Source organism: Roseofilum sp. (assembly GCF_982964205.1).
In genome coordinates, this window is sequence record NZ_CEZBFX010000026.1 from 1 (window position 1) to 22,885 (window position 22,885).

Below are 22,885 nucleotides of genomic sequence, written 5' to 3' on the forward strand. Positions count from 1 at the left end.
CTGTCGCTTCAGGTATCTATTTCGTTTATGTTTGTATAGCTTAAACTTTAGGGTTTTCATGATATTATTATAACACAAGGAGTCAGGAAAAAGCCGCCCTGGAAGGGCGTTGCTCTAGACCCATCTTTTTGGTAAACTCCGATCGCCAATTCCCTATTACCAGCGCCCAGTTCTAGTAGAAATTCTCAAATCCGATCGCAAACGTAAATCGAGATCCGTATTGGGATCGATCACAAACACATCACTTTTTCCACCGCCCAAAAACACCCCAGTTAGCGCTCCTAAACCTGCACCCCCTAAGATTTCTTCCGTGGCGATCGCGCGATCGCCAGTTATCCCGGCTAAAATAGTTGCTGCACCCGCACCGATAGCCGCACCTCGGAGAACTGAAGTAGCTCGCGATCTGCCAATTTGCTCGGTTTCTGTAAACCGTCGTGAAACCGCATCCAACGGCAAACGAGAACCATTCACCAAAATCAACTCCTCAGCCACAAACCGAGTCCCTACCGTATTGCCAGCGATTGGTTGTAAAGCTCCCCTCACCTGAGATCCCTTGGGAATCAACAACTGTCCTTGACGGGAGGTAATATTATCGGGAATCGTCAACACTAACTCAAATGTTTCATCAGGAGCAATCACTACTGTTTCTGCGCGATCGTAAACCATCGGCAGAATAACCCCCTCTGGAATCACCACATCATTGGCATCCGGGAACAATTGGCTCACCAGAGGACTGGTTTGGGCGATAACAGGAAGCACTCCCACGGACAAATTCACCGTTAATAAACTGACCAAACTTAGACCCAAGCCTACTTGAGAGTGTAGTGATTTCTCTCTAAAACCGATCATATTCCCATCATCCTTTACTTAACAGCATCACCTCCATGACTGAACACGCTTTCCTCAAGTTCCGGGAATTACAGCGCTTCGCATGGTAATGGGTAATTGGAAAACCATGAATTCTACTTAATGCCCTATTCTAGCTGAGACAGTCCACTACTGAATCTCTTTTCTCTCTCTCTTAATACAAAGACGAAACTAATTTTTTCCGATACTCTTGAGTCAAAGGATGAGTGTTTCCCAAATACTCAAATAATGCTAACATCCCCTTGCGGCCAGCATCCTGCTCATAGGAGCGGTGTTGCTCGACAAAATAGAGTAAGCCTTCGAGCGCTCCTTGATAATCGAGATCTAACACTCGACGACAAGTGTCTACATATTCGCGATCTAACTCTGTTTCTACTGACAAACTCACTTGACGTTGGAAATATAATAATCCCTTCATCGACTGGGCTTTGGAAAATAATTCTATATTCTCTTTACCTACAGTCATCAGCATTTTTTCTGCCTCTTCCAATTGACCCAAATGAGTGAGAAATTCAGCTGCTACTAACACCACTCTTGGATCTTGAGGATAAGTCTCAAACAGCCGATCTAAAACGGATTTGACTTGGGGATACTGTTTTTGGGCGATTAACCCTCTAATGCTTTCCAAATCTCGTTCTAAGGAAGATTGCAGATTAAATTTAGACAACATTTCTCGGATTTGCACCTCTGGTAAGGCTCCGACAAAACCGGGAATCACATCTCCCTGATGCACCATGCGAATATCAGGGACTCCTTCCACGTGGTAGCGGTTAGCTAACTCTGGATTTTGATCGATATCAACCTTGGCTAAAATAATCCCATATTCAACAGCCAGCTTCTCCAAAATGGGCTTAATCATTTGACAAGGACCGCACCACGTAGCAAAAAAATCGAGTAATACGGGGTGTTGATAGGAAGCTTCTAAGACTTCTGGGGTAAAGTTGTCTGTGTTAATCACCATAGCGTGTTCCATATTTTTGTTCTCCTGGGTAATCGGTTATTGTCTTAGGTGCTAGTTCTCGATCTATAGATTATATAGATCATTAAGTGTCCTGAATCCCAATTTTTAAGAGAGACTTGAGACTGGAGGCGATCGCCATACCCCAGAAACCGAAAAGGAGGCTGCTACATGAGTGAAACTGCGATAGGACTTACACAACGACTCCATATATAGGAGATTGATGTCCTGTGCTTCACTAACACACCATACCGATAGAGTGAATGAGTAAGTTCTGTGCGATCGCTATTTATATCGGCGATCGCTTAAAATCACATAAGGACAACTTAAGCTCTTGAGAGCTGTAATTCATATCAGATAGGACTTTCAGGTATTTCATTACGTCCCTAATTTAGAAAATTTTGCTGGCCAGTCACATAACGATCACATAAGGATTATTTATGCAGACAATAGAAACGATAAACAACTACGCCCAGTAAGGGATGTACTTAGCGTGTTTCTTCGATTTGTTTTCAGGGTCGTAAGGTTTAATGAATCCTTCGTTAATCGTATCCGCAATAATTCGTGAAGCTGTAGAATAGTTTTTGTCATCAATCACAAATCTTTTCCGTAAGGATTCATTGGTCATTTGCTCGCGACATACATAGCGCAAACAGGCGTGTTGATAACATGCTCTAATGCGATCGCTTTTATCCATGTCCTTTAGCTCTTTGTAACTGAATAGAATCGCCTCTGTATGTTTGTCCTTGACATTAAATTCTGGAGCAGGTAATTGAAATACTTCTACGAAGATTCTATCGTGCGAGAGTTAGAACAATTTCTCCTTGAACTCGGAGCGGGCTTTACATTCGTTGCTCCTCAGAAAAAACTGGACATTGACAATGATGACTTTTACCTGGACTTATTATTTTATAACCGCAAACTCAAACGCCTGATTGCGATTGACTTAAAACTGGGTAGCTTCAAAGCGGAATACAAAGGACAGATGGAACTGTACTTGCTGGCTGGCTAAATATGAGCAAGAGCCTGACGAAAATCCTCCCCTGGGTATCATCCTCTGTGCGAGTAAAAAGCCGGAACAAATCGAACGGCTTGAACTCGATCGAAGCGGGATTCATGTGGCCGAATATCTAGCGTTTCTTCCTCCTAAAGAGGTATTGCAAAGCAAACTCCAACAAGCGATTACCAATGCCCGTAAACGAGTGCTTGGCTGAATAGGGGCGCGTTTCAAACCCGTCCCTACACGATCGCTAGACATGCCCTAGAGCGTTTACCGTTCTTTCGTTTTTAACGTTCCCCGTATTCACCGTCGAAGCAGGCTCAAAGAGCATAACGTGAACTTCTGCTGCGGCAACCGGCTTATGCTCAACGCCTCTGGGAACAATGACAAATTCTCCTGGTTTTACAACAACCTGGCGATCGCGAAACATCATGGTGAACTGTCCCTTGACGACAAAGAACAGCTCATCTTCATTGTCGTGATGGTGCCAGACAAACTCTCCCTGAAACTTAACCAGCTTCACCTGTTGTCCATTGAGTTCTCCTACGATTTTAGGATTCCAATAATCTGAAAATTGCTCAAATTTCTCAGTTAGATTAATTACTGTGCTATCCATCAATCTACTCCTTTGATGTTCTCCATTAAAATTTTAGGGGTGTGAAGGTGATGGGAAACCCAACCATTAGCCAGCCACTAGAACATCTTTAACGATGTCTGGAACCTGTTGAATTTGTTCTCGGCTCACCATTAAATTGGTTACAGCTCTAATGGAATAGGTTCCAGTAGCCAGTACCAAAACACCTTTCTCTCTGAGCTTTTCAACGAGCATTGAAGCCGGAATCGATAGGGTTTTGAATTGTATGATATTGGTTTGAATTGCTGCCGGATCAATCTCAATACCCGGAACGGTTTGTAGGCTCTCGGCGAGGAGGCGAGCATTGTCGTGATCGTCTTGTAATCGCTCTCGATGATGCTTGAGGGCATACAATGCTCCAGCGGCGAGAATACCTGCTTGACGCATGGCTCCGCCAAACATCTTGCGAAACCGCCGAGATCGCGCAATAAATTCGTTAGAACCTACCAGAGCTGAACCCACAGGTGCGCCTAATCCTTTAGAAAAGCAGACACTGACGGAATCAAATGAGCGAGCATAATCTCCTTCAGAAATGCCCGTAGCAATGCAGGCATTCCACAATCGTGCCCCATCGAGATGTAATTGCAATCCCTGCTCTTGGCATACATGGGCGATCGCCTTAATATCTTCAAGAGGATAAATATGTCCGCCCCCTCGATTGTGAGTATTTTCTAGGCAAACCAGTTTCGTTCTGGGAAAATGATCGTCAACGGGACGCAGTACTGCCTTGAGAGCGTCGGCGGTAAATACACCGCGATCGCCATCAATCAGACGGCACATCACGCCTGAGAGTGCGGCTGGGGCACCTCCTTCGTAATAATAGAGGTGGGCGTTGGCATCAAAAATGACTTCATCACCCGGTTCTGTATGGGCACGCAGAGCCACCTGGTTAGTCATTGTACCCGAAGGCATAAAGACAGCCGCCTCTTTACCGAGTAGCTCTGCCACGTAAGATTCTAGAGCTTGAACTGTTGGATCGTCACCCAATACATCATCACCCACCTGGGCATTGGCGATCGCCTGTCGCATTTGAGGGGTGGGCTGAGTTACTGTATCGCTTCTTAAGTCAATCATCATAAGCTTTAGAGAAGATGTTAGGGTTTACTCAGAAGTTTTTTACTGACTATGTCGAACCAGATGTTTAACCCAATTTTCAAGAATAGTCAAGAATTCAATACTGCTCAGGTGGGTTAACCTCCCCTATCTCCCCACCTTCTCACAGAGATTGCATCACTTGCACGAACAGAATAGTATTGAGGATGAACTAGCTTGAGAATACAACAGTATAAGGGTGTCCTTTTGGAATGATACCGCTACAATTGACGCTGAAAAACTTTCTGAGTTATCAGGAGGCGACGCTAGATTTTAGTCAACTCCATACCGCTTGCATCTCTGGTGTAAATGGATCGGGGAAGTCGTCTTTACTTGAGGCGATCGCCTGGAGTCTGTGGGGCAAAAGTCGCGTGGGTAGCGAAGATGACTTGATCCACTATGGAGCGGCGGAAGTTCGGGTTACGTTTAGTCTTATTCAGCATCAACAAACGTTTCGCGTCATGCGCACTCGTCAACGGGGACAAAGTACGAGTCTAGAGTTTCAGGTGCAGACGGAAAGTGGGTTCCGTTCGCTGACGAGTCGGAATATGCGCCAAACTCAGCAGCTTATTATTGAGAGTCTGAAATTAGATTACCATACGTTTGTGAATTCGGCTTATTTGCGCCAGGGAAGAGCGGATGAGTTTATGCTCAAAGGGGCAATGGAGCGGAAACAGATTTTGGCGCGGTTATTGAATTTGGATCAATACGATCGGTTAAGCGATCGCGCCAAAGAAATTTCTGTCCAGCATAAAGCGACTGTGGGAGTCCTGCAACCGCAACTTCAGGCAATTGAAAGCCAACTGACGACAGAAGAGGCGATCGCCCAGCAATTGCAAGAAGTAGAGCAACATCTGCACCAACTGCACCAGACGCAAACGAGAGCAAAACAACAACTGAGTAGTTGGCAAACTCTCCAACATCAGCAACAAACGCTACAGCAACAACTCCAGTGGCATGAAAGTCAACAAGAAAGCTTGGAGCGCGATCGCCAGCGTTTGCACCAGGAGCGAGACACGGCTCACACCCAAAAAGAGCAACTCGAAAGCCTTTTAGCCCAAGAAAGTGATATTACCACGGCTTACAACACCTTCCAGAACCTGCAAGCGAAAGAAGCTCAACTTGCTGCCCAATTTAGCACCTATCAAACCACCCAAGAACAGCTTAATCACTTGCGTCAGACGCAAAAAGAGCAACAACAAGCCTTAGAAGATCAACTACGTCTGATTCAAATTCAACTGGATCATCTGCAAACTCAAGAAAGAGAACTACAAGCCATCCTCGATCGCCAGCCAGAAATTGAAGCAGCTCAAGTTAAACTACAACAAGCTCGCGATCGCCTCAATTCCCTCGATCAACTTCAATTGCAAGTCTCTCCCCTGCTTCACCATCGCCAAAATCTGCAACGGAAAATTGACCAAGCCACTGCCCAATGTCGAGCTAAACTCGAAGAATTACAAAGTTCTTGGAAACAACTGCAAACCGAACAAGCCCAAACCCCTTTATTAGAACAAGCGGCTGAAGATTTAGCCGGTGAAATTGCCCAATTGGAGAAAAAACGCATTTATCAACAGCGCGTCTTAGAAAAAGGGCAAGAACGGCGTAATATGATGGAGCGGTTGCAGGCACAACAGCGCGGCTACGAAAGCCAACTCGATGCCATTAGTCAAAAATTACAATTGCTGAAACAGCGATCGAGTCCAGAAAATAGTGACGATCGAATCTATCCACCTTGTCCATTATGCGATCGCCCCCTGGATGAACACCACTGGCACTTAGTGCAAGAAAAACACACGTCCGAACAACAACAAATCCTCAATCAAATCTGGGTCATTCGAGATCAGCTTGCCACCTCTGAATTAGAAATTAAAGTGTTCCGCCAAGAATACCGAGATTTGGATCGCGAACTGGCTAGGCTCAGTCCCGCTCTGGAAAAGCGAGGACAACTCAAAGCTGTCTTAGATGTCACGGAGCAAAAACTGGAACGCCTCCAACAGTTGCAAACGGAAATTTTGGAGCTAGAGGACGCTTTGCAAACTCGCAGCTATGCCCAGGATCTCTACATTGAACTGGAAACAATCGATCGACGGATTCAGCAACTCAAATATGATGAAAAAGATCATGTCCTCGCTAGAGGTCAAGTCGAAAAATGGCGCTGGGCAGATATGAAAAAAGGAGAAATTAAATCGGCTCTCAAACAGCAGAAAAAACTCCAAGAAGAGCGTCCAGAATTACAAGATCAAGATCAACAACTGAGCCGCCGTTTAGAGAAATTACAGACAACCTCTAGCCTCCAGCGCCAAATTCAAACATTAGAAACCCAGTTAGCGGAAATTGACTACGATCCAGAGAGCCATCAAAGATTGATCGATCAGTTGAGGAAGGCTCAAAGTGCCCAATTTCGTCATCAACAATTGGAACAAGCCCAAGAACAGTATCCCCAAGTTGGTCAGACTTGTCTAGAGTTAGATCGTCGCTTAGAGGATCATCAATATCGGACGCAGGAATTGGGCGAAAGTTTAGCTCAGTTGCATAAAGTTCTGCTACAAAATCCGGATGCTACGCCTCAAGTGAGAGCTTTAGAGTGCCAACTTCAGGACGGGCAAAATCAGCGAGAAGAGTTATTGGCTCGTAAGGGTAGATTGCAACAGCAGCAGCAACATTTAAAAAGCCTCAATCGGCAGTATCAAACGATTAAACAACAACTGGAAGTTGCTCAGAGAAACTATCGAGTGTACGCTGAGTTAATGTATGCTTTTGGTAAAAAAGGGATTCAATCTCTAATGATTGAGAACATTTTACCAGAGTTAGAAGCTCAAACGAATCGGGTGTTAGCACGGTTGAGTTCTCACCAGTTGCATGTGCAGTTTATCACGCAAAAATCCCAGAAAACGAAGAAAGATAAATGGGTGGAAACCCTGGATATTTTAATTGCCGATTCCCAGGGAACTCGTCCCTATGAAACTTATTCGGGGGGGGAAGCCTTTCGGGTAAACTTTGCCATTCGTCTAGCCTTAGCGAAACTATTGGCGCAACAGTCGGGAACCGCCTTACAAATGCTGATTATTGATGAAGGATTTGGCACACAAGACGAGGAAGGGTGCGATCGCCTGATCGCGGCGATCAATGCCATTTCTCCTGAATTTGCCTGCATCCTCACTATTACTCACCTGAATTTCTTTAAGGAAGCGTTTCCGGTGCGTATCGAGGTGACGAAAACGGCGAATGGTTCGCAACTTTCGGTACAAAGTTGACGATCGATACCTGAGTCATAGAACCCCGGTTTCTTGAAGAAACCGGGGTTCTACCAGCAAGCCATCTATTCTATACTGAGGAAGCTAGCGTTTTCAGGGATTGTTTGATGCGATCGCCATCTTGTCCTTTCTGATTCCAGAGTAACCAAGATTGGATCAAGTCGGGGCCGTGGACTTCACCCGTTAAGGCGGCACGTAGACTCCGCATGACTAAACCTTTTTTCACCTTTTTCGCTTTGGTGACGGCTTTGATGGCATCTTTGAGGGTGTCTTCAGTGGCGCTTTGCCCTTCGACTGTAGCTAAAAGGGACTCTAGAATCTCTTTTACGCCCTCTTTTTGCAGTTGTTCCGTTGCTTCTTCAGAAAACTCGATCTCTTCAGTAAAGAACATTTGTGCTAATTCCACGGCTTCCGGCAAACGGGTTAAACTAGGGCCGATTAAGGCAACAATTTGTTCTAACCAGGGACGCTCTTGGGAGTCTGTGGCAAAACCGGCTTCTTTCCAGACGGGAAGGATCAGATCGGTTAATTCAGGGATGGGAAGATGATGGAGATATTGGCTGTTAATCCAGTTGAGTTTGTCCCAATCAAATTTAGCACCGGCTTGATTGACGCGATCGAAGGTAAAGGTTTTGGCAGCTTCGTCTAGGGTAAAGATTTCCTGCGTCGCATCGGGAGCCGTCCACCCCAACAGGGTCATATAATTGGCTAAACCCGGAGCAATATAGCCCATCTTACGGAAGTCGGAAATGGAGGTTACGCCATCGCGCTTGGAGAGTTTGCGCCCTTCTTGATTTAAGATGAGGGGCGTGTGGGCAAATTCAGGAACCTGTCCGCCGAAGGCTTCGTAGAGTAAAATCTGTTTGGCAGTGTTGGCAATATGATCTTCGCCGCGAATGACATGGGTAATGGCCATGTCCATATCATCAACGACTACAGCTAAATTATAGAGGGGTTGGCCGACTCCTCCGGCTTCGGCAGCACGAGCAACCACCATATCCCCCCCTAAGTCGCTGGCTTTCCAACTGACGGTTCCTCGGACTAAATCTTTCCAAACAATGGTGCGATCGTCGTCTATTCTAAAGCGAATGACGGGTTTGCGACCTTCAGCTTCAAAGGCGGCTTGTTCGTCTGCCGTCAAATTGCGATGGCGGTTATCATAGCGGGGAGCAAGTCCGGCGGCTTTTTGCTTGGCTCGCATGTCGTCGAGTTCTTCGGGAGTGCAATAGCAGCGATAGGCTAATCCTTGATCGAGTAAGGTTTGTACGGCTTGTTTATAGAGATCGAGCCGTTGGGACTGATAAAATGGGCCTTCATCCCAGGTTAAGCCTAGCCAATTGAGGCCTGCGAGGATATTATCGGTGTATTCGGGGCGCGATCGCTCCCGATCCGTATCTTCAATTCTGAGAATAAACTGTCCTCCTAGATGGCGGGCGAATAACCAGTTAAATACAGCCGTCCGTGCTGTACCAATATGGAGGTTTCCAGTGGGACTCGGTGCAATTCTAACTCTGACGCTCACAAAAGTTTTCTCTTTCGATACAACTTTTTCTCATTCTAACCCTTGAAATGCTCTTAAATCCCTATAAGGATTGAAAACTAACTCGCCAAAAGACACTTCAGGGGGGAAATCAGCCAAGAATATTGACAAAATAAGACCCAACCTTTACCCATGGAAATCAAGGCTTTCCAGAACCAAGGGGTCGTTAACACTTTAGGATTTTGAGTTAAGAAAACGCCAGTTAAATACATAGTCAGCCGCTACTCCAGATGAGGTGATGAATGACAAATCATGGATGGGAAAAACAATCGCGTGAAGTAAGCAGCGCGTTAACTTCCCCTATGCTTTACACCATAAGGAAATGCTGGAACTCGATCTATCCCGATTGTGCTAGTCTCTAAACCGCACAAAGCGCTTTGCGCTAGGGAATGGGGAATAGGTTACGGTAGCGAACTTTTTCTCTGCTATAGGACAGGGAGATCGTGTCGTTCCTGATGGGTAAGACTAGAGACACCTGGGTAACTGGCAACTTTGCTCACCAGTGGTTTCGGCATCAGAAATCCAGATTTCTGGCAATCTTCGATCAAAAATTGAGAACTCTGGGCAGACTGGTGTAGAATACTAAGAAATGTTACAGAGCGAAAAAGAAACTAAATGCGAGTTGCGATCGCTGGAGCTGGATTAGCAGGACTCTCCTGCGCCAAATACCTCACCGATGCGGGTCACACCCCCATTGTCCTAGAGCGTCGGGATGTCCTAGGAGGAAAAGTAGCCGCCTGGAAAGACGAAGACGGGGACTGGTACGAAACCGGATTGCACATCTTTTTTGGGGCTTATCCCAATATGCTGCAATTATTCAAAGAACTCGACATTGAAGACCGTTTGCAATGGAAACAGCACACGATGATCTTCAACCAGCCAGAACAACCCGGAACCTACTCCCGGTTTGACTTTCCCGATCTTCCCGCTCCCATTAATGGTCTAATTGCCATTCTCCGCAATAACGATATGCTCACCTGGGGCGAAAAAATCCAATTTGGCATCGGACTGCTTCCAGCTATCCTTAAGGGACAGAGCTATGTAGAGGAAATGGATCGATATTCCTTTAGTGAATGGCTCAAAAAACAAAACGTACCGCCTCGCATTGAAACCGAAGTCTTCATCGCCATGTCCAAAGCGTTGAACTTCATTAACCCCGATGAAATTTCTGCCACCATTATCCTCACAGCTCTGAATCGATTTCTCCAGGAGAAAAACGGCTCGAAAATGGCCTTCCTCGATGGCTCTCCCACAGAAAGACTGTGCCAGCCTTTAGTCGATTATATTAGCGATCGCGGTGGCCAAGTTCGACTCAACGCCCCCATCAAACAATTCCTCCTCAAAGACGACTACAGCGTTGGCAGCTTTTTACTGCGCGGACTCGACGGTCAACCCGATGAAGAGCTAACCGCCGATGTCTACGTTTCTGCCATGCCCGTAGATCCCCTGAAAACCATCCTGCCCCAACCTTGGCGAACCATGCCCTACTTCCAGCAACTCCAAGGACTAGAAGGGGTTCCCGTCATCAACCTGCACCTGTGGTTTGACCGCAAACTCACCGACATTGACCATCTGCTCTTTTCCCGCTCTCCCCTTCTCAGTGTCTACGCAGACATGAGTAACACCTGCAAAGAGTACGCTAACCCAGACCGCTCCATGCTGGAACTGGTTCTAGCCCCCGCTAAAGACTGGATCTCGAAATCCGATGAAGAAATCATCGCCGCCACTTTAGCCGAACTGAAAACCCTATTTCCCCAACATTTCACGGGCGACAACCCGACAAAATTACTCAAATCCCACGTCGTCAAAACCCCTCGCTCAGTCTACAAAGCCACCCCCGGACGGCAAAATCATCGCCCTTCCCAAGAAACTCCCATTCCCAACTTCTATCTCACTGGAGATTACACCATGCAGCGCTACCTCGCCAGCATGGAAGGAGCAGTCTTATCCGGCAAATTAACCGCCCAAGCTATTGTCAGAAGTCAGGAATTAGGAGAAACTCCAATAAAGTCCCCGGCTAAATCTGAGTCTGCCCTCTAAATTTCCCACCGCCGAATCTCTCTGTAACCCATGCTGCAATTACCGAAGCCTGCTCGCATGAGACCGCTTGTCTCCCTAGAACAATCCTATGAACTCTGTCGTCAAATTACGGCAACCTACGCTAAAACCTTCTATTTAGGAACCCTGTTGATGCCAGAAATCAAGCGCCGCGCCATCTGGGCCATTTATGCTTGGTGTCGGCATACCGATGAATTGGTAGATGGTAAGGAAAGTGAAATTACCACTCCAGAAACCCTTGACCATTGGGAACAACGCCTAGAAGAAGTGTTTGACGGACGTGCCATCACCGATGAAGAAGTTGCCCTAGTGGATGCCCTACACCAGTTTCCCCTAGACATTCAGCCCTTTCGCGATATGATTGCCGGGCAACGAATGGATTTATTCCAAAGTCGGTATCAAACGTTTGACGATCTGTATTTGTACTGTTACCGAGTTGCGGGAACCGTGGGGTTAATGTCTACGTGTGTAATGGGCGTAGATGAGTCCGGTTCTGTTGCTCCTTGGCATAATCGCCCCTATGTACCGATAGAAGAGGCGGTAGCCCTAGGTATTGCCAACCAGTTAACAAATATTCTCAGGGATGTAGGGGAAGACATTCAGCGCGGCAGAATTTATTTACCCTTGGAAGAGTTGGCTCTGTTTGACTATACGGAAGAGGATTTACTGAACGGGGTGATTGACAAGCGTTGGCGCGAGTTTATGCGCTTTCAAATTCAACGAGCGCGGAAGTTCTACAAACAAGCAGAACGGGGGGTACGCTATCTGATTCGGGATGCTCGATGGCCAGTTTGGTCAGCGTTGATGCTCTATCAACAGATTTTAGGAGCGATCGAACGCAATGATTATGATGTATTTAGCAAACGCGCTTATGTGTCTTTACCGAAGAAATTGGTGACTTTGCCTGTGGCTTATATGCGATCGCAAATCTTCTAATCCTATCCAATTACTTTAAGCAAGGGGCTGAGGGTCCCTTGTTTAGTAGCACTTCATCCAGTTTTGTCCTATTCTGAGATTCTTGGCGATCGTGGTAGGGCGGGCAGTTGATTCAAATAAGATTCAGATATGATTGTAGGGGCAAACAACCATTTGCCCCTACAGATCCCATTTTTGCAGATAGATCTTAATGACTATAACCCTTCTTTTCTTTTACACCTTATCCATTTTGGCGACGACGAGTACCAACTAAGGCTGCACCAACTAGACCAAGACCCAGGAGAGTTGCAGGTTCAGGTACAGCAGTAAATACAGCACCACTTAGAGCCATATCATCAATTGAACCACCAGAATTGAGAATAGCCCAAGCCTCATCAACCGTCATATTGTTCTGTTGGAAAGTCAGGTTACCTGCCCCCTTCGTTGTTTCCCCACTAATGTCAAAGGTACCAAAAAGTGCTACATCAATAGAAATATTAGCACCACTTTGCTTAATATCATATTCAGCATTCTCTAAGATGAAGACGTTAGCTCCGTCAGTAATTTCCCCAACATCACCCATGGCCACCTCAAAAGGATTTTTCGTCCCGAAATCTAGGAAAGGATTTTCATAGATATCACCACTAAAGCTAACGACTTCCTGGATTTGTGCAGTTTGGAATGGAGCAAAAACACCTTCCTGAGTTGTCAGAGCCACAGGAGTGAAGGGTTCATTATTAAAGTCTAGTGCATCTTTAGTTAAGGTAACACTCGTTAGACCGTCGATACCAAAACCACCGCTGAATTGAGTAGAGCTGAAAGCCTTGGCAGCACTGGAAGTAGCCATAACACCAGCAACGGTTAAGGGAAGAACAGCGATAGAAGCAACGAGTTGGTTTTTCATGACTTATTAGGACTCCAAATAACTTGAATGAGTGTTTGTTTAGTATTGAGCTTAGACCAATATCTTTTCGAGCTTGTAGAAACAACATTGTGAACACCCTGAGTAAACATGTTCAGTAATGTTCCTGAGTGTTTTCCTCTCATGACTCTAAGCTAGCAAGAACTACGGCGTACTTACAAGCATTTCCCGAAACTTCACGGAAACTTTAAAAAAATAGGTTCATCATGAAGGATCTGTGAAGTTGATCTGGGATTTCCCGGATCTGGGTCACGAGAGAGCTATCTTTGCCTGGATTGACCTCGTCTAAAGCGATACTGTGTATTCTTCTAGTATAATACCTTTGTCTTTATACTTTATGATCTTAAAGAAAATTTTTGAGTTTGTCTTTGATTTTGCCTCGGTTTATTGCGTAAAATTTGGGTTGTGAGTCCATTAACGTGGACCACGTGTGGAAAGATTGCTTACGAGTAGGGAGAGTGGGAAAATACCATTAGAGTAGGTTGAGTGGGAACTCGTGAGTGGGGTAAGTACAAGTTATGACCGAAACTCGAAGTTTACAAAACTATATCAATGGGCAATGGTGCGTCTCTAGAGCAACGGAATCGATTTCGGTAACAAACCCAGCGACGAGTGAGGACTTAGGAAAAGTTCCGGTTTCTCCAGCTACTGAGGTCGATCGCGCAGCAACGGCAGCTAATATCACTCAGCAGGATTGGCGCAGGGTTCCGCCTCAAGAGAGAATTCAGTATTTGTTTAAGCTAAAGGGGTTGTTAGAGCGGGATTTTGAGAGCCTTGCCCAGACAATTACGATCGAGTGCGGTAAAACGTTGAAGGAGTCCCAAGGGGAGTTACGGCGAGCGATTGAGAATGTGGAAGTGGCTTGTGGGATTCCGACTCTGATGCAAGGGGTTAATCTGGAAGATATTGCCCAGGGGATTGATGAAATCATGATTCGGCAACCGGTAGGAGTTGCAGCAGTTATTGCACCGTTTAATTTCCCGGCGATGATTCCGTTTTGGTTTATGCCCTATGCTCTCGCTTGTGGCAATACTTATATTGTAAAACCTTCGGAGAAAGTGCCCCTGACAATGGAAAAGGTGTTTCATCTGTTAGAGGAAACACGACTACCCAACGGAGTAGTGAATTTAGTCCATGGAGCGAAGGAAACCGTAGACGCAATTTTAGAGCACCCCTTGATTCGGGCGATTAGTTTTGTCGGTTCTAGTCCAGTGGCTCGATATATATATAGTCAAGCGGCGGCGCATGGGAAGCGGGTGCAGTGTCAGGGAGGAGCAAAAAATCCGATTATTGTGCTGCCGGATGCGGATCTGGAGATGACGACGCGTATTGTGATTGATAGTGCGTTTGGCTGTGCGGGACAGCGCTGTTTAGCGGCTTCGATCGCTCTCACGGTTGGTTCTGTGCGAGATTCGTTTCGGGAGGCGATCGCCACCACCGCAAGGGAGCGTAAGGTCGGGTTTGGTCTGGATGAAGGTATCCAAATGGGCCCAGTCATTACTGAAGGGAGTCAACAGAGAATTGAAGGATTAATCGATCGCGGAACCCAAGAAGGCGCTCAACTTCTTGTAGATGGCAGAAAGGCGAACATTCCCGGTTACGAAAAAGGTTACTTTGTGCGACCGACTATTTTAGATGGAGTTGAGCCAGAGAGCGCGATCGCCGGAACCGAAATTTTCGGCCCAGTTCTGGGCTTAATGCATGTGAACGATTTAGAGGAGGCGATCGCCTTAATCAACCAAAGTCCCTGGGGAAATATGGCCTGTTTATTTACCAGTAATGGCGCAGCCGCCCGTAAATTCCGCTATGAAGTTGAAGCCGGAAATATTGGGATTAACATTGGTGTTGCTGCACCCATGGCCTTCTTCCCCTTTAGTGGTTGGAAAGAGAGCTTTTTTGGGGATTTACACGGTCAAGGCCGTCATGCCGTTGAATTTTTCACTCAAACTAAAGTTGTCATTGAACGCTGGCCCAAGAACTGGTCGCGGCACTTTTAACCTCATCGGTCATAAAAAATAGATTATAATTTCCTATAAACAAGATTGCCAAATTGAGATGCCAATTAGATGCCAAAAAATCAAGATTCTGGGTTTATTCTAATTGTAGATGATAATCCCACTAATCTATCCGTACTCTCAGAAGCCCTTAGTAGTGAAGGATTTCGCTTTCGGGTAGCGATGGATGGAGAAAGTACCCTCACTCTTGTCGAACGGAATCAACCCGAACTCATCTTGCTTGATGTACAAATGCCAGGAATAGATGGTTTTGAAGTCTGTTCTCGACTCAAAGAAAAACCTCTTACCGAAAAAATTCCCATTATTTTCGCTACGGCATTATCTGATACAGAAAGCAAAACGAAAGGCTTTGCTCTAGGTGCAGTCGATTACATTCCAAAACCTTTCGATCGCGAAGAAGTCCTCGCAAGAGTACGGGTGCATCTGCAACTCAAACACTTGAGAGAATCTTTAGAAGACCAAGTGCGCGATCGCACGGCTGCTTTGCAACAAGCTCAGGTTCAGTTAGTTCAACAAGAAAAACTCTCCAGTTTAGGAGAAATGGTCGCGGGGATTGCCCACGAACTCAATAATCCAATTACCTTTCTTTCTAGCAATCTTGAACCCTTAAAAGACTATGTGGTAAGTGTAAAAGACATTCTTCATCTCTACGAGCAAGACTGTCCTAAACCCTCAACAGAATTAGAGAAAGCTATAGATGATTTAGATTTAGATTTTGTGCTGGAGGATATGGAAAAAATCATCGAATCTTTTACTCTTGGTGTCAAACGAATCAAAAACATATCGGAATCTCTGCGGATCTTTTCTCGTGCCGATAGCGAAACAAAAATTGAAGCAGACTTACACGCATGTCTAGATAGTACCCTGACTATTTTGCAACATCGTATCAAAGGGAGTGGAGATCGCGACCCCATCGAAATCATTAAAGCCTACAATTCCCTGCCCCCAGTCTTGTGCTATCCCGGGCCGCTGAATCAGGTATTTATGAATATCTTAGCCAATGGGATTGATGCTCTAGATGAAAGCCTCTTACAAGGTAAATTAGACAACCCAAAACTTGAAATCCAAACCAAATTATTGCCCTCAGACAAAATTGAGATTCAAATTACCGATAATGGTCTCGGTATTCCCGAATCGATCCAAACCCGTTTGTTTGAACCGTTATTTACCACTAAACCGGTGGGAAAAGGAACCGGATTGGGACTGGCGATCGCTCATCAAATTGTGGTAGAAAAGCACCAAGGACAACTGAGTGTAGAATCTCATCTAGGGAAAGGAACTACATTTACCATTGAAATTCCGATCCAAGGTTAAGCCAATTCAGTCGCCCGAAAATCCAGTCATAGAAGAAAAAAGTAATGATAAATTTAAATCCATGAAATCATGAAACGTCGCCACTTTATCCATACATCAGCAACGGCCTTAACAGGAGCAGCCGCCCTAGGCAGTTGTAGCCAGCCAGATCAGCAAAGTGAACCAATTGAACCAGACTCCAATGTCCTTTTTCCCGTTGTGCAATGGCGAATGGCTACCAGTTGGTCTAAAGCACTCAATATTGTATTTGGAAGCGCAGAAACCCTATCGCGCCGTGTCAAAGAAATGACAGGAGGACGATTCGTAATTATTCCCTATGGTGGAGGAGAATTAGTGCCTCCCTTAGAAATCTTAGATGCTGTTGGTAATGGCACAGTAGAATGCGGTCACTCAGGAGGCACTTACTATATCGAGAAAAACCGCGTCTTTGGTATCGATACATTACCCTTTGGCATGAATTCCCAACAGCTCACCGCCTGGCTATATCGGGGAGGTGGCTTGAACCTTTTACAAGATCTCTATGCTGACTATGGCGTGATTAATTTTCCAGCAGGGCAAACTGGGGTTCAGATGGGAGGATGGTTCAGAGAAAAAGTCTCTACACCAGCCGATTTTAACGGGCTAAAGATGAGAATACCGGGCGCTGGAGCGCAGGTAATGAGTCGTTTAGGAGTCGAGCCGGTTACCTTATCTTCCACTGAAGTCTTTTCCGCTATGGAGTCAGGAGAGCTTGATGCGGCAGAGTTTAGCGGGCCGTTTGATGATGAAAACCTGGGAATTTATCATGTTGCTCCTTACTACTACTATCCCGGTTGGTGGGAAACGAGTTTTCTATTTCAACTCTACGTTAATTTAGAGGCTTGGAATCAACTGCCTAATATATACCAAGAAATTTTTAAAGCGGCAGCTATAGAAACTCATGTGACGACATTGGCTCACTATGACACGGAAAATGGTGCGGCTCTAAAGCGATTAATCAGTCGCGGTACGGAGTTGTTACCCTTCAGCGAAGAAATATTGAATGCGGCTTATGCAATAGCGATTGAACTCCAGGAAGAAATGGCTGCTCAAGATCCCGGTTTTAAGGCTGTTTATGACCATTGGAGGGCGTTTCGCAATAATATTTCGGGGTGGCACGCAGTCAGCGAACTGAGCTATGCCAATTTTGCGTTTAATCGCGATCGCTAATCATAGCGCTTCGCGCTAGGGAATGGGGAATAGGGAATAGGGAATAGGGAATAATGGAGGAGAATGTGCGCAGGGCCTTGCTATATATTGGGAGTAACCTCAAATGACTAAACTCTCCCCAGTTTCGAGTATCTCTAAGGTCGGCAAGTCTTTGAGAGCGTCGTGGAACGATAAAATTTACCATCTCAATATTAGTCAAAAGCTCAATATCAGCTTTGGCATTCTGGCAGCCCTTACCTTTTTAGTGGCTGGACGCAGCTACCTAGCGGGACTTTGGGTCACCCAAAAAATTCAACAAACTCAGAATATACGAGTTCCTTTGGCGATCGCCTCCGGGAATGCTCAAGAAAACCTGTTAGATATGCTGCTCAATGTTCGGGGGTATAACATCACGGGAGAATCGCGATTTCGGACTCAGTACGAACAATCGAGGCTGGCATTCGAGGCCAATCTTGCTCAATTAGAGATACTATTAGGCCAGGAACCGATCGCCGATGACATCGATCTCCAATCCCTAGAGAAATTGAAAGCTGCCTATCAGCAATGGTCTACCCTACCGGATCGACTCTTTCTACTCAAAGATAGCCCCCGCAAGAATCAACCCGCTCTCAAGCACTTTATTGCCCAGGCAGAAGCTCCTGCTGAGAGGCTCAGAGCAGAAATTGACCAGATTTCTAACTGGCAGGAAGACAACGCCTCATCGATCGCAGATTTGTCGTTGTTCAAGGAAATCTTGAGGTTTCAGGGGTCATTTGACGGCATGTTAGGGGAGCTAAAAGGATATATTGCTACCCAAAATATGTCCCTGCGACTAGAATATGCGAGCGCTCTCAAAAAAAATGATGCGGCTTGGGAAGCGCTCCAAGAGCAGAAGTCCCTATTGCCCGTAGAACAGCGTCAAGCCCTAGAGAAGGTAGAAGGGTTGCGATCGCAGTTTTTAGCAGAAACGGCTGCCCTCTTTGCCCTCGTGGAAGGAGAACGTTATCGTGAAGATATTTTCCTGTTTAAAACAGAAGCTGCACCAGTAACCCGCGAAATGGTGGCCCTATTAGAAGCGATCGTTACCCACCAACAGGAACAATTATCCCAAGATTTACAGGCAGGAAGTCAAAGTTTAAGTCAAGCCCAGTGGCAAGGACTACTGGCAGGTTTAATCGCTTTATCCATGGCTATCATTTTAGCGATTGCCCTACGACGACAAATTGCCCAACCCATTATTCGGTTAACCGACGTAACCAACCGGGTGATGTCCGGCAATTTAGAAGCTCAAGCAGTTGTAGAATCGGGCGATGAAGTTGGAACTCTAGCTCAAACGTTCAATAACATGACGGCCTCCTTGCAAGCATCTCGTGCAGAAATGCAATGTTATAATGAAGCCCTAGAAGAACGGGCGGAAGAACTCAAACGCTCAAAAGAACAAGCCGAAGTCGCTAACCAAGCCAAAAGTGATTTTTTGGCCAATATGAGTCACGAACTACGAACGCCTTTGAATGGTATTCTCGGTTATGCTCAAATTTTAGTCCGCTCTAAAGTCCTTGCAGATAAAGAGCGTCATGGAATAAATGTCATTTACCAATGTGGTTCCCATCTACTCACCCTAATCAATGATATTTTAGACCTCTCTAAAATTGAGGCACGCAAACTCGAACTGAATCCCAAAGCCGTACATTTACCGTCCCTACTGCAAAGTGTGGTGGAAATGTGCAAAATTAAAGCTCAACAAAAGGGGATTGAGTTTATCTATCAACCTAGCTCTAGCTTACCGGATGGCGTAGAAACGGATGAAAAACGCCTACGACAGGTCTTGATTAATTTGTTGGGTAATGCGATTAAATTTACTGATTCTGGTTCGGTAACCCTGGGAATCGAGGTTCTCGATCGCTCTGCAACCACTGCCTCCATTCTATTCAAGGCAATGGATACCGGATTCGGTATTGCCGAAGCCGATCGCATTAAGTTGTTTGAAGCGTTTGAACAGGTGGGCGATCGCCAAAAACAATCGGAAGGAACCGGTCTAGGACTAGCCATTAGCCAACGGATTGTACAACTGATGGGGGGCAAGATTCAAGTTAAAAGTCAACTGGGAGTCGGCAGTGAATTCTTCTTCACCACAGAACTCCCCATTGCTGAAGATTGGGTGCAGCAAGTTAAAGACGATCGCAGTCATAATATCATTGGATATGAAGGCGATCGTCGTACCATTCTGGCGATCGACGATCGTTGGGAAAACCTCGCTGTTGTGCGAAACCTGTTAGAATCCGTTGATTTCAAAGTCATTGAAGCAGAAAATGGTCAACAAGGATTAGAACAACTCCGTTCAGTCCAACCCGATCTAGTGATTACCGATCTAGTCATGCCTGTAATGGATGGATTTGAATTTTTAACGCAGGTTTATTCATCCAAAGATCTGCAACAGACTATCGTCATTGTTTCATCCGCTTCTGTCTCTGAACTCGATCGCCAACGTGCCCTAGATACCGGCGGGCATGACTTTTTGCCTAAACCCGTAGATGCCAAATTACTCTTTCAGTTACTCTCGGCTCATTTAAATTTAGAGTGGGTTTATCAAGACCCTCCTCCAGATTCATCTTCACCTCAAGGAGCCGATGGAGGCCAATCGGAGCGGATGATTGTGCCGGATCGCGAAGTCTTAGAGCAATTGCTCGTTCTCGTACAAGATGGAGATATTCAAGCCATAGCCGAAGTTGCAGAAGATCTGGTGGCCAGCGATCCGCCCTTAAGTGTTTTTACCCAACAAATGTTGCAATTAGCCAACACTTTCCAGCTCAAACGCTTACAAACCTTCATCAGCCAGTTCCTTAATGAATAAGTTGACCCAATATCCCTTATCCAGTATGCTGATAACAAATGATTGTTTTTGTGTAGCATCTATACCAGCAGAAATACATGGTTTCACCATCTCTATCAAATTCTGATCGCACAATAAGGGATCGCCTAAACCCTTCCTCATCTGACCATCAAGACTCCGACCTCCTTATTTGGCGACCGCACGATTCCAAATATCAAACCTCAGAATGGTATACCGGTTACGGTGAAATCGAGCAAGAAGGAGATCGGCGCTCATTTAAAGTGACAGCCACCTATACCCTGCAAGCAGAAGTCAAAATAGTCCAAGGGATTTTAGACCCCACCATCCCTATTTTGGCCAATCTTTATCGAGAACGGGGTCGCTGCATCAGCATTATCGATCGAACCATTGATGAACTTTATGGAGAAGCCCTACGCCACTATTTCCAAGTTCATGAAATCCCCTTAGAACTCAAAGTTTGTCGTGCTTGGGAATCGGATAAAACCCCTGAAACGGTTCATCAACTCCTGCATTTTTTAGGTAAAGAAGGCTGTGATGTTTCGCGCAACGAACCCGTTTTAGTCGTTGGCGGTGGAGTTCTCAGCGATGTTGCAGGATTAGCCTGCGCTTTGCAGCATCGGCGTACGCCCTATGTGATGATCGGGACTTCAATTGTGGCGGCCATTGATGCTGGCCCTTCTCCTCGCACTTGTGTGAATGGGGAGTTATTTAAAAATAGTATCGGCGTATATCATCCTCCAGTTTTAACCTTCGTAGACCGTAGCTTTTTCCGTACCTTACCCACCGGTCATATTCGCAATGGTATGGCGGAAATTATCAAGATGGCAGTGACCGACGATCGAGAATTATTTGAACTCTTGGAACAGTACGGGGTAGACCTGATTGAAACCCATTTTGCCACGGTCAATGGGAGTCCAGAGCTAGAGAAAATTGCTGATGAAGTCATTTATCGTGCCCTGTATGCATATATGAAGCATGAAGGGACGAATATGTTTGAAACCTATCAAGATCGTCCCCACGCCTACGGCCATACTTGGAGTCCCCGGTTTGAACCAGCAGCCAAATTAATGCACGGTCATGCAGTTACCATTGGCATGGCTTTTGGCGCAACTTTATCAGCCAAAATGGACTGGATCGGTGCTGGCGATCGCGATCGCATTATCAACCTCTGTCGCACCCTTGGTTTATCCGTCTATCATCCCATTGTTGAAGACACAGAACTCATGTTCGCAGGCCAGAAAAATATGCGCCGTAAGCGCGGCCAAGGCGGGCTTTGGGCCCCCTTACCCCAAGGCAGTATTGGCTCGTGTGATTATGCTCAAGAAGTGTCTCCAGAACTATTACAAAGTGCAATAACAGAACATCAAGACATCTGTAGTCAGTTTCCCGATGGTGGTGCAGGGCAGGAAATGTATCTTAGCGATCTAGGATTAGAGTAAGGGAACAATTGTTATGAGTGAAAACCATCCAGAGGTTCAGAACCCTAGACCCGTGACTCCCCTAGGGATTTTAGTAGAACAGTTGGAAGCCATTTCCAAACAGGCAAAATCCACCAATATCCCGACAGAGCTAATCGATCAAATCGAACGAACGTATCAACTTGCGGCTGGACTTAATCCTTACATTGAAGCCAATACGACTCAAGAATCCCCCGCTTTAGCCACCCTTGCTCACAAAACCAGTCAAGAACCCTGGGAACTTCGATTTTCCGATGGCGAAACCGTGCGTCAGTTAGAGCAAGAAATGCTTTCTGGACATCTGGAAGGCCAAACCCTAAAAATGTTTGTGTCCATGACGAATGCCAAGCATATCCTAGAGATTGGCATGTTTACCGGTTATTCTGCCCTAGCCATGGCTGAAGCCTTACCCGATGATGGACAAGTCATTGCCTGTGAAATTGACCCCTATGTAGCGGAATTTGCTCAAGCCTGTTTTAAGCAATCTGCTGATGGAGACAAGATTTCAGTCAAGGTTGGGCCAGCTTTGGACATTATGAAAGACTTAGCCGAAGCCGGAGAATCCTTTGATTTTGTGTTTATCGATGCCGATAAGGGTAAGTATATTCAGTATTTGCAGATGCTATTAGAGACATCTCTGTTAGCTGAAAATGGCTGGATCTTCGTCGATAACACCTTGTTGCAAGGGCAGCCTTATCTGAAACCGGAACAGCGTAGTGCCAATGGGGAGGCGATCGCCCAGTTTAATCGCTTTGTCACTGAAGACCCCAGAGTAGAGCAGGTGTTGCTTCCCTTGCGCGATGGTGTGACGATGATTCGCAGAAAGTCGAAACCATAAAAT

General features: G+C 45.8%; 15 protein-coding genes and 1 pseudogene. 10 read left to right on the forward strand and 6 right to left on the reverse strand.

Features of this window, described 5'->3' with window-relative positions; genetic code table 11:
* Positions 1 to 156 precede the first annotated feature (156 nt).
* Entirely contained in the window at positions 157 to 849 is a 693-nt protein-coding gene (locus tag AC3A14_RS09035; protein WP_318699193.1) for a hypothetical protein, read from the reverse strand.
* 172 nt (positions 850 to 1,021) lie between these two features.
* Positions 1,022 to 1,840 carry a tetratricopeptide repeat protein gene (locus AC3A14_RS09040; RefSeq protein WP_318732762.1) on the reverse strand — a complete coding sequence of 273 codons (819 nt, stop codon included), beginning with the start codon at positions 1,838 to 1,840 and terminating at the stop codon, positions 1,022 to 1,024.
* A 772-nt stretch (positions 1,841 to 2,612) separates the two neighbouring features.
* On the opposite strand from AC3A14_RS09040, the pseudogene AC3A14_RS09045 reads away from it, so the two are divergent.
* Positions 2,613 to 3,039 (forward strand): annotated as a pseudogene (locus AC3A14_RS09045) (PDDEXK nuclease domain-containing protein); the annotation flags it as partial.
* Between the two features lie 36 nt (positions 3,040 to 3,075).
* Here AC3A14_RS09045 and AC3A14_RS09050 read toward each other — a convergent pair.
* Both AC3A14_RS09050 and ltaE read right to left on the reverse strand, forming a co-directional pair.
* Positions 3,076 to 3,441, reverse strand: coding sequence for a cupin domain-containing protein (locus tag AC3A14_RS09050; RefSeq protein WP_318732764.1), 366 nt, complete (start codon positions 3,439 to 3,441; stop codon positions 3,076 to 3,078).
* A gap of 66 nt (positions 3,442 to 3,507) precedes the next feature.
* Positions 3,508 to 4,536 (reverse strand): low-specificity L-threonine aldolase, encoded by a 1,029-nt coding sequence (gene ltaE, locus AC3A14_RS09055; RefSeq protein WP_318732765.1) that lies wholly within the window; start codon positions 4,534 to 4,536, stop codon positions 3,508 to 3,510.
* A 227-nt stretch (positions 4,537 to 4,763) separates the two neighbouring features.
* Between ltaE and AC3A14_RS09060 the strand changes: the two genes are divergently transcribed.
* Positions 4,764 to 7,805 carry an SMC family ATPase gene (locus AC3A14_RS09060; protein ID WP_318732766.1) on the forward strand — a complete coding sequence of 1,014 codons (3,042 nt, stop codon included), beginning with the start codon at positions 4,764 to 4,766 and terminating at the stop codon, positions 7,803 to 7,805.
* A gap of 70 nt (positions 7,806 to 7,875) precedes the next feature.
* Here AC3A14_RS09060 and gltX read toward each other — a convergent pair whose 3' ends face one another.
* Positions 7,876 to 9,327 carry a glutamate--tRNA ligase gene (gltX, locus tag AC3A14_RS09065; RefSeq protein ID WP_318732767.1) on the reverse strand — a complete coding sequence of 484 codons (1,452 nt, stop codon included), beginning with the start codon at positions 9,325 to 9,327 and terminating at the stop codon, positions 7,876 to 7,878.
* Positions 9,328 to 9,960: 633 nt separating this feature from the next.
* Here gltX and pds point away from each other — a divergent pair.
* Together pds and crtB are read left to right on the forward strand one after the other, a co-directional pair.
* Entirely contained in the window at positions 9,961 to 11,385 is a 1,425-nt protein-coding gene (gene pds / locus AC3A14_RS09070; RefSeq protein WP_318699200.1) for a 15-cis-phytoene desaturase, read from the forward strand.
* 30 nt (positions 11,386 to 11,415) lie between these two features.
* A complete protein-coding gene (gene crtB, locus AC3A14_RS09075; protein ID WP_318719583.1) occupies positions 11,416 to 12,339 on the forward strand; it encodes a 15-cis-phytoene synthase CrtB in 924 nt (307 codons plus the stop codon).
* 220 nt (positions 12,340 to 12,559) lie between these two features.
* Here the strand turns inward: crtB and AC3A14_RS09080 are convergent, their stop codons facing one another.
* On the reverse strand, positions 12,560 to 13,222 hold the full coding sequence (locus AC3A14_RS09080; protein ID WP_318732768.1) for a PEP-CTERM sorting domain-containing protein: 663 nt from the start codon (positions 13,220 to 13,222) through the stop codon (positions 12,560 to 12,562).
* Between the two features lie 536 nt (positions 13,223 to 13,758).
* Here AC3A14_RS09080 and AC3A14_RS09085 point away from each other — a divergent pair.
* The 6 genes from AC3A14_RS09085 to AC3A14_RS09110 all read left to right on the forward strand — a co-directional run bounded on the left by AC3A14_RS09085 (position 13,759) and on the right by AC3A14_RS09110 (position 22,882).
* Positions 13,759 to 15,237 (forward strand): CoA-acylating methylmalonate-semialdehyde dehydrogenase, encoded by a 1,479-nt coding sequence (locus tag AC3A14_RS09085; RefSeq protein ID WP_318735210.1) that lies wholly within the window; start codon positions 13,759 to 13,761, stop codon positions 15,235 to 15,237.
* Positions 15,238 to 15,306: 69 nt separating this feature from the next.
* A complete protein-coding gene (locus tag AC3A14_RS09090; protein ID WP_318732769.1) occupies positions 15,307 to 16,569 on the forward strand; it encodes a sensor histidine kinase in 1,263 nt (420 codons plus the stop codon).
* Positions 16,570 to 16,638: 69 nt separating this feature from the next.
* Complete coding sequence (locus tag AC3A14_RS09095; RefSeq protein WP_318732770.1) at positions 16,639 to 17,757, forward strand: TRAP transporter substrate-binding protein; 1,119 nt, start codon at positions 16,639 to 16,641, stop codon at positions 17,755 to 17,757.
* Between the two features lie 103 nt (positions 17,758 to 17,860).
* Complete coding sequence (locus tag AC3A14_RS09100; protein ID WP_318732771.1) at positions 17,861 to 20,587, forward strand: ATP-binding protein; 2,727 nt, start codon at positions 17,861 to 17,863, stop codon at positions 20,585 to 20,587.
* Positions 20,588 to 20,664: 77 nt separating this feature from the next.
* Positions 20,665 to 22,026 carry a sedoheptulose 7-phosphate cyclase gene (locus AC3A14_RS09105; RefSeq protein ID WP_318732772.1) on the forward strand — a complete coding sequence of 454 codons (1,362 nt, stop codon included), beginning with the start codon at positions 20,665 to 20,667 and terminating at the stop codon, positions 22,024 to 22,026.
* A 13-nt stretch (positions 22,027 to 22,039) separates the two neighbouring features.
* Positions 22,040 to 22,882: an O-methyltransferase gene (locus AC3A14_RS09110; protein WP_318732773.1), complete on the forward strand. Its 843-nt coding sequence runs from the start codon at positions 22,040 to 22,042 to the stop codon at positions 22,880 to 22,882.
* Positions 22,883 to 22,885 lie beyond the last annotated feature (3 nt).

Bases quoted from the DNA above. Each gene is read 5' to 3' on its own strand.
- AC3A14_RS09035 (WP_318699193.1), bottom strand. From the start codon at position 849: ATGATCGGTTTTAGAGAGAAATCACTACACTCTCAAGTAGGCTTGGGT.
- AC3A14_RS09040 (WP_318732762.1), bottom strand. From the start codon at position 1,840: ATGGAACACGCTATGGTGATTAACACAGACAACTTTACCCCAGAAGTC.
- AC3A14_RS09050 (WP_318732764.1), bottom strand. From the start codon at position 3,441: ATGGATAGCACAGTAATTAATCTAACTGAGAAATTTGAGCAATTTTCA.
- ltaE (WP_318732765.1), bottom strand. From the start codon at position 4,536: ATGATGATTGACTTAAGAAGCGATACAGTAACTCAGCCCACCCCTCAA.
- AC3A14_RS09060 (WP_318732766.1), top strand. From the start codon at position 4,764: ATGATACCGCTACAATTGACGCTGAAAAACTTTCTGAGTTATCAGGAG.
- pds (WP_318699200.1), top strand. From the start codon at position 9,961: ATGCGAGTTGCGATCGCTGGAGCTGGATTAGCAGGACTCTCCTGCGCC.
- crtB (WP_318719583.1), top strand. From the start codon at position 11,416: ATGCTGCAATTACCGAAGCCTGCTCGCATGAGACCGCTTGTCTCCCTA.
- AC3A14_RS09080 (WP_318732768.1), bottom strand. From the start codon at position 13,222: ATGAAAAACCAACTCGTTGCTTCTATCGCTGTTCTTCCCTTAACCGTT.
- AC3A14_RS09085 (WP_318735210.1), top strand. From the start codon at position 13,759: ATGACCGAAACTCGAAGTTTACAAAACTATATCAATGGGCAATGGTGC.
- AC3A14_RS09090 (WP_318732769.1), top strand. From the start codon at position 15,307: ATGCCAAAAAATCAAGATTCTGGGTTTATTCTAATTGTAGATGATAAT.
- AC3A14_RS09095 (WP_318732770.1), top strand. From the start codon at position 16,639: ATGAAACGTCGCCACTTTATCCATACATCAGCAACGGCCTTAACAGGA.
- AC3A14_RS09100 (WP_318732771.1), top strand. From the start codon at position 17,861: ATGACTAAACTCTCCCCAGTTTCGAGTATCTCTAAGGTCGGCAAGTCT.
- AC3A14_RS09105 (WP_318732772.1), top strand. From the start codon at position 20,665: ATGGTTTCACCATCTCTATCAAATTCTGATCGCACAATAAGGGATCGC.
- AC3A14_RS09110 (WP_318732773.1), top strand. From the start codon at position 22,040: ATGAGTGAAAACCATCCAGAGGTTCAGAACCCTAGACCCGTGACTCCC.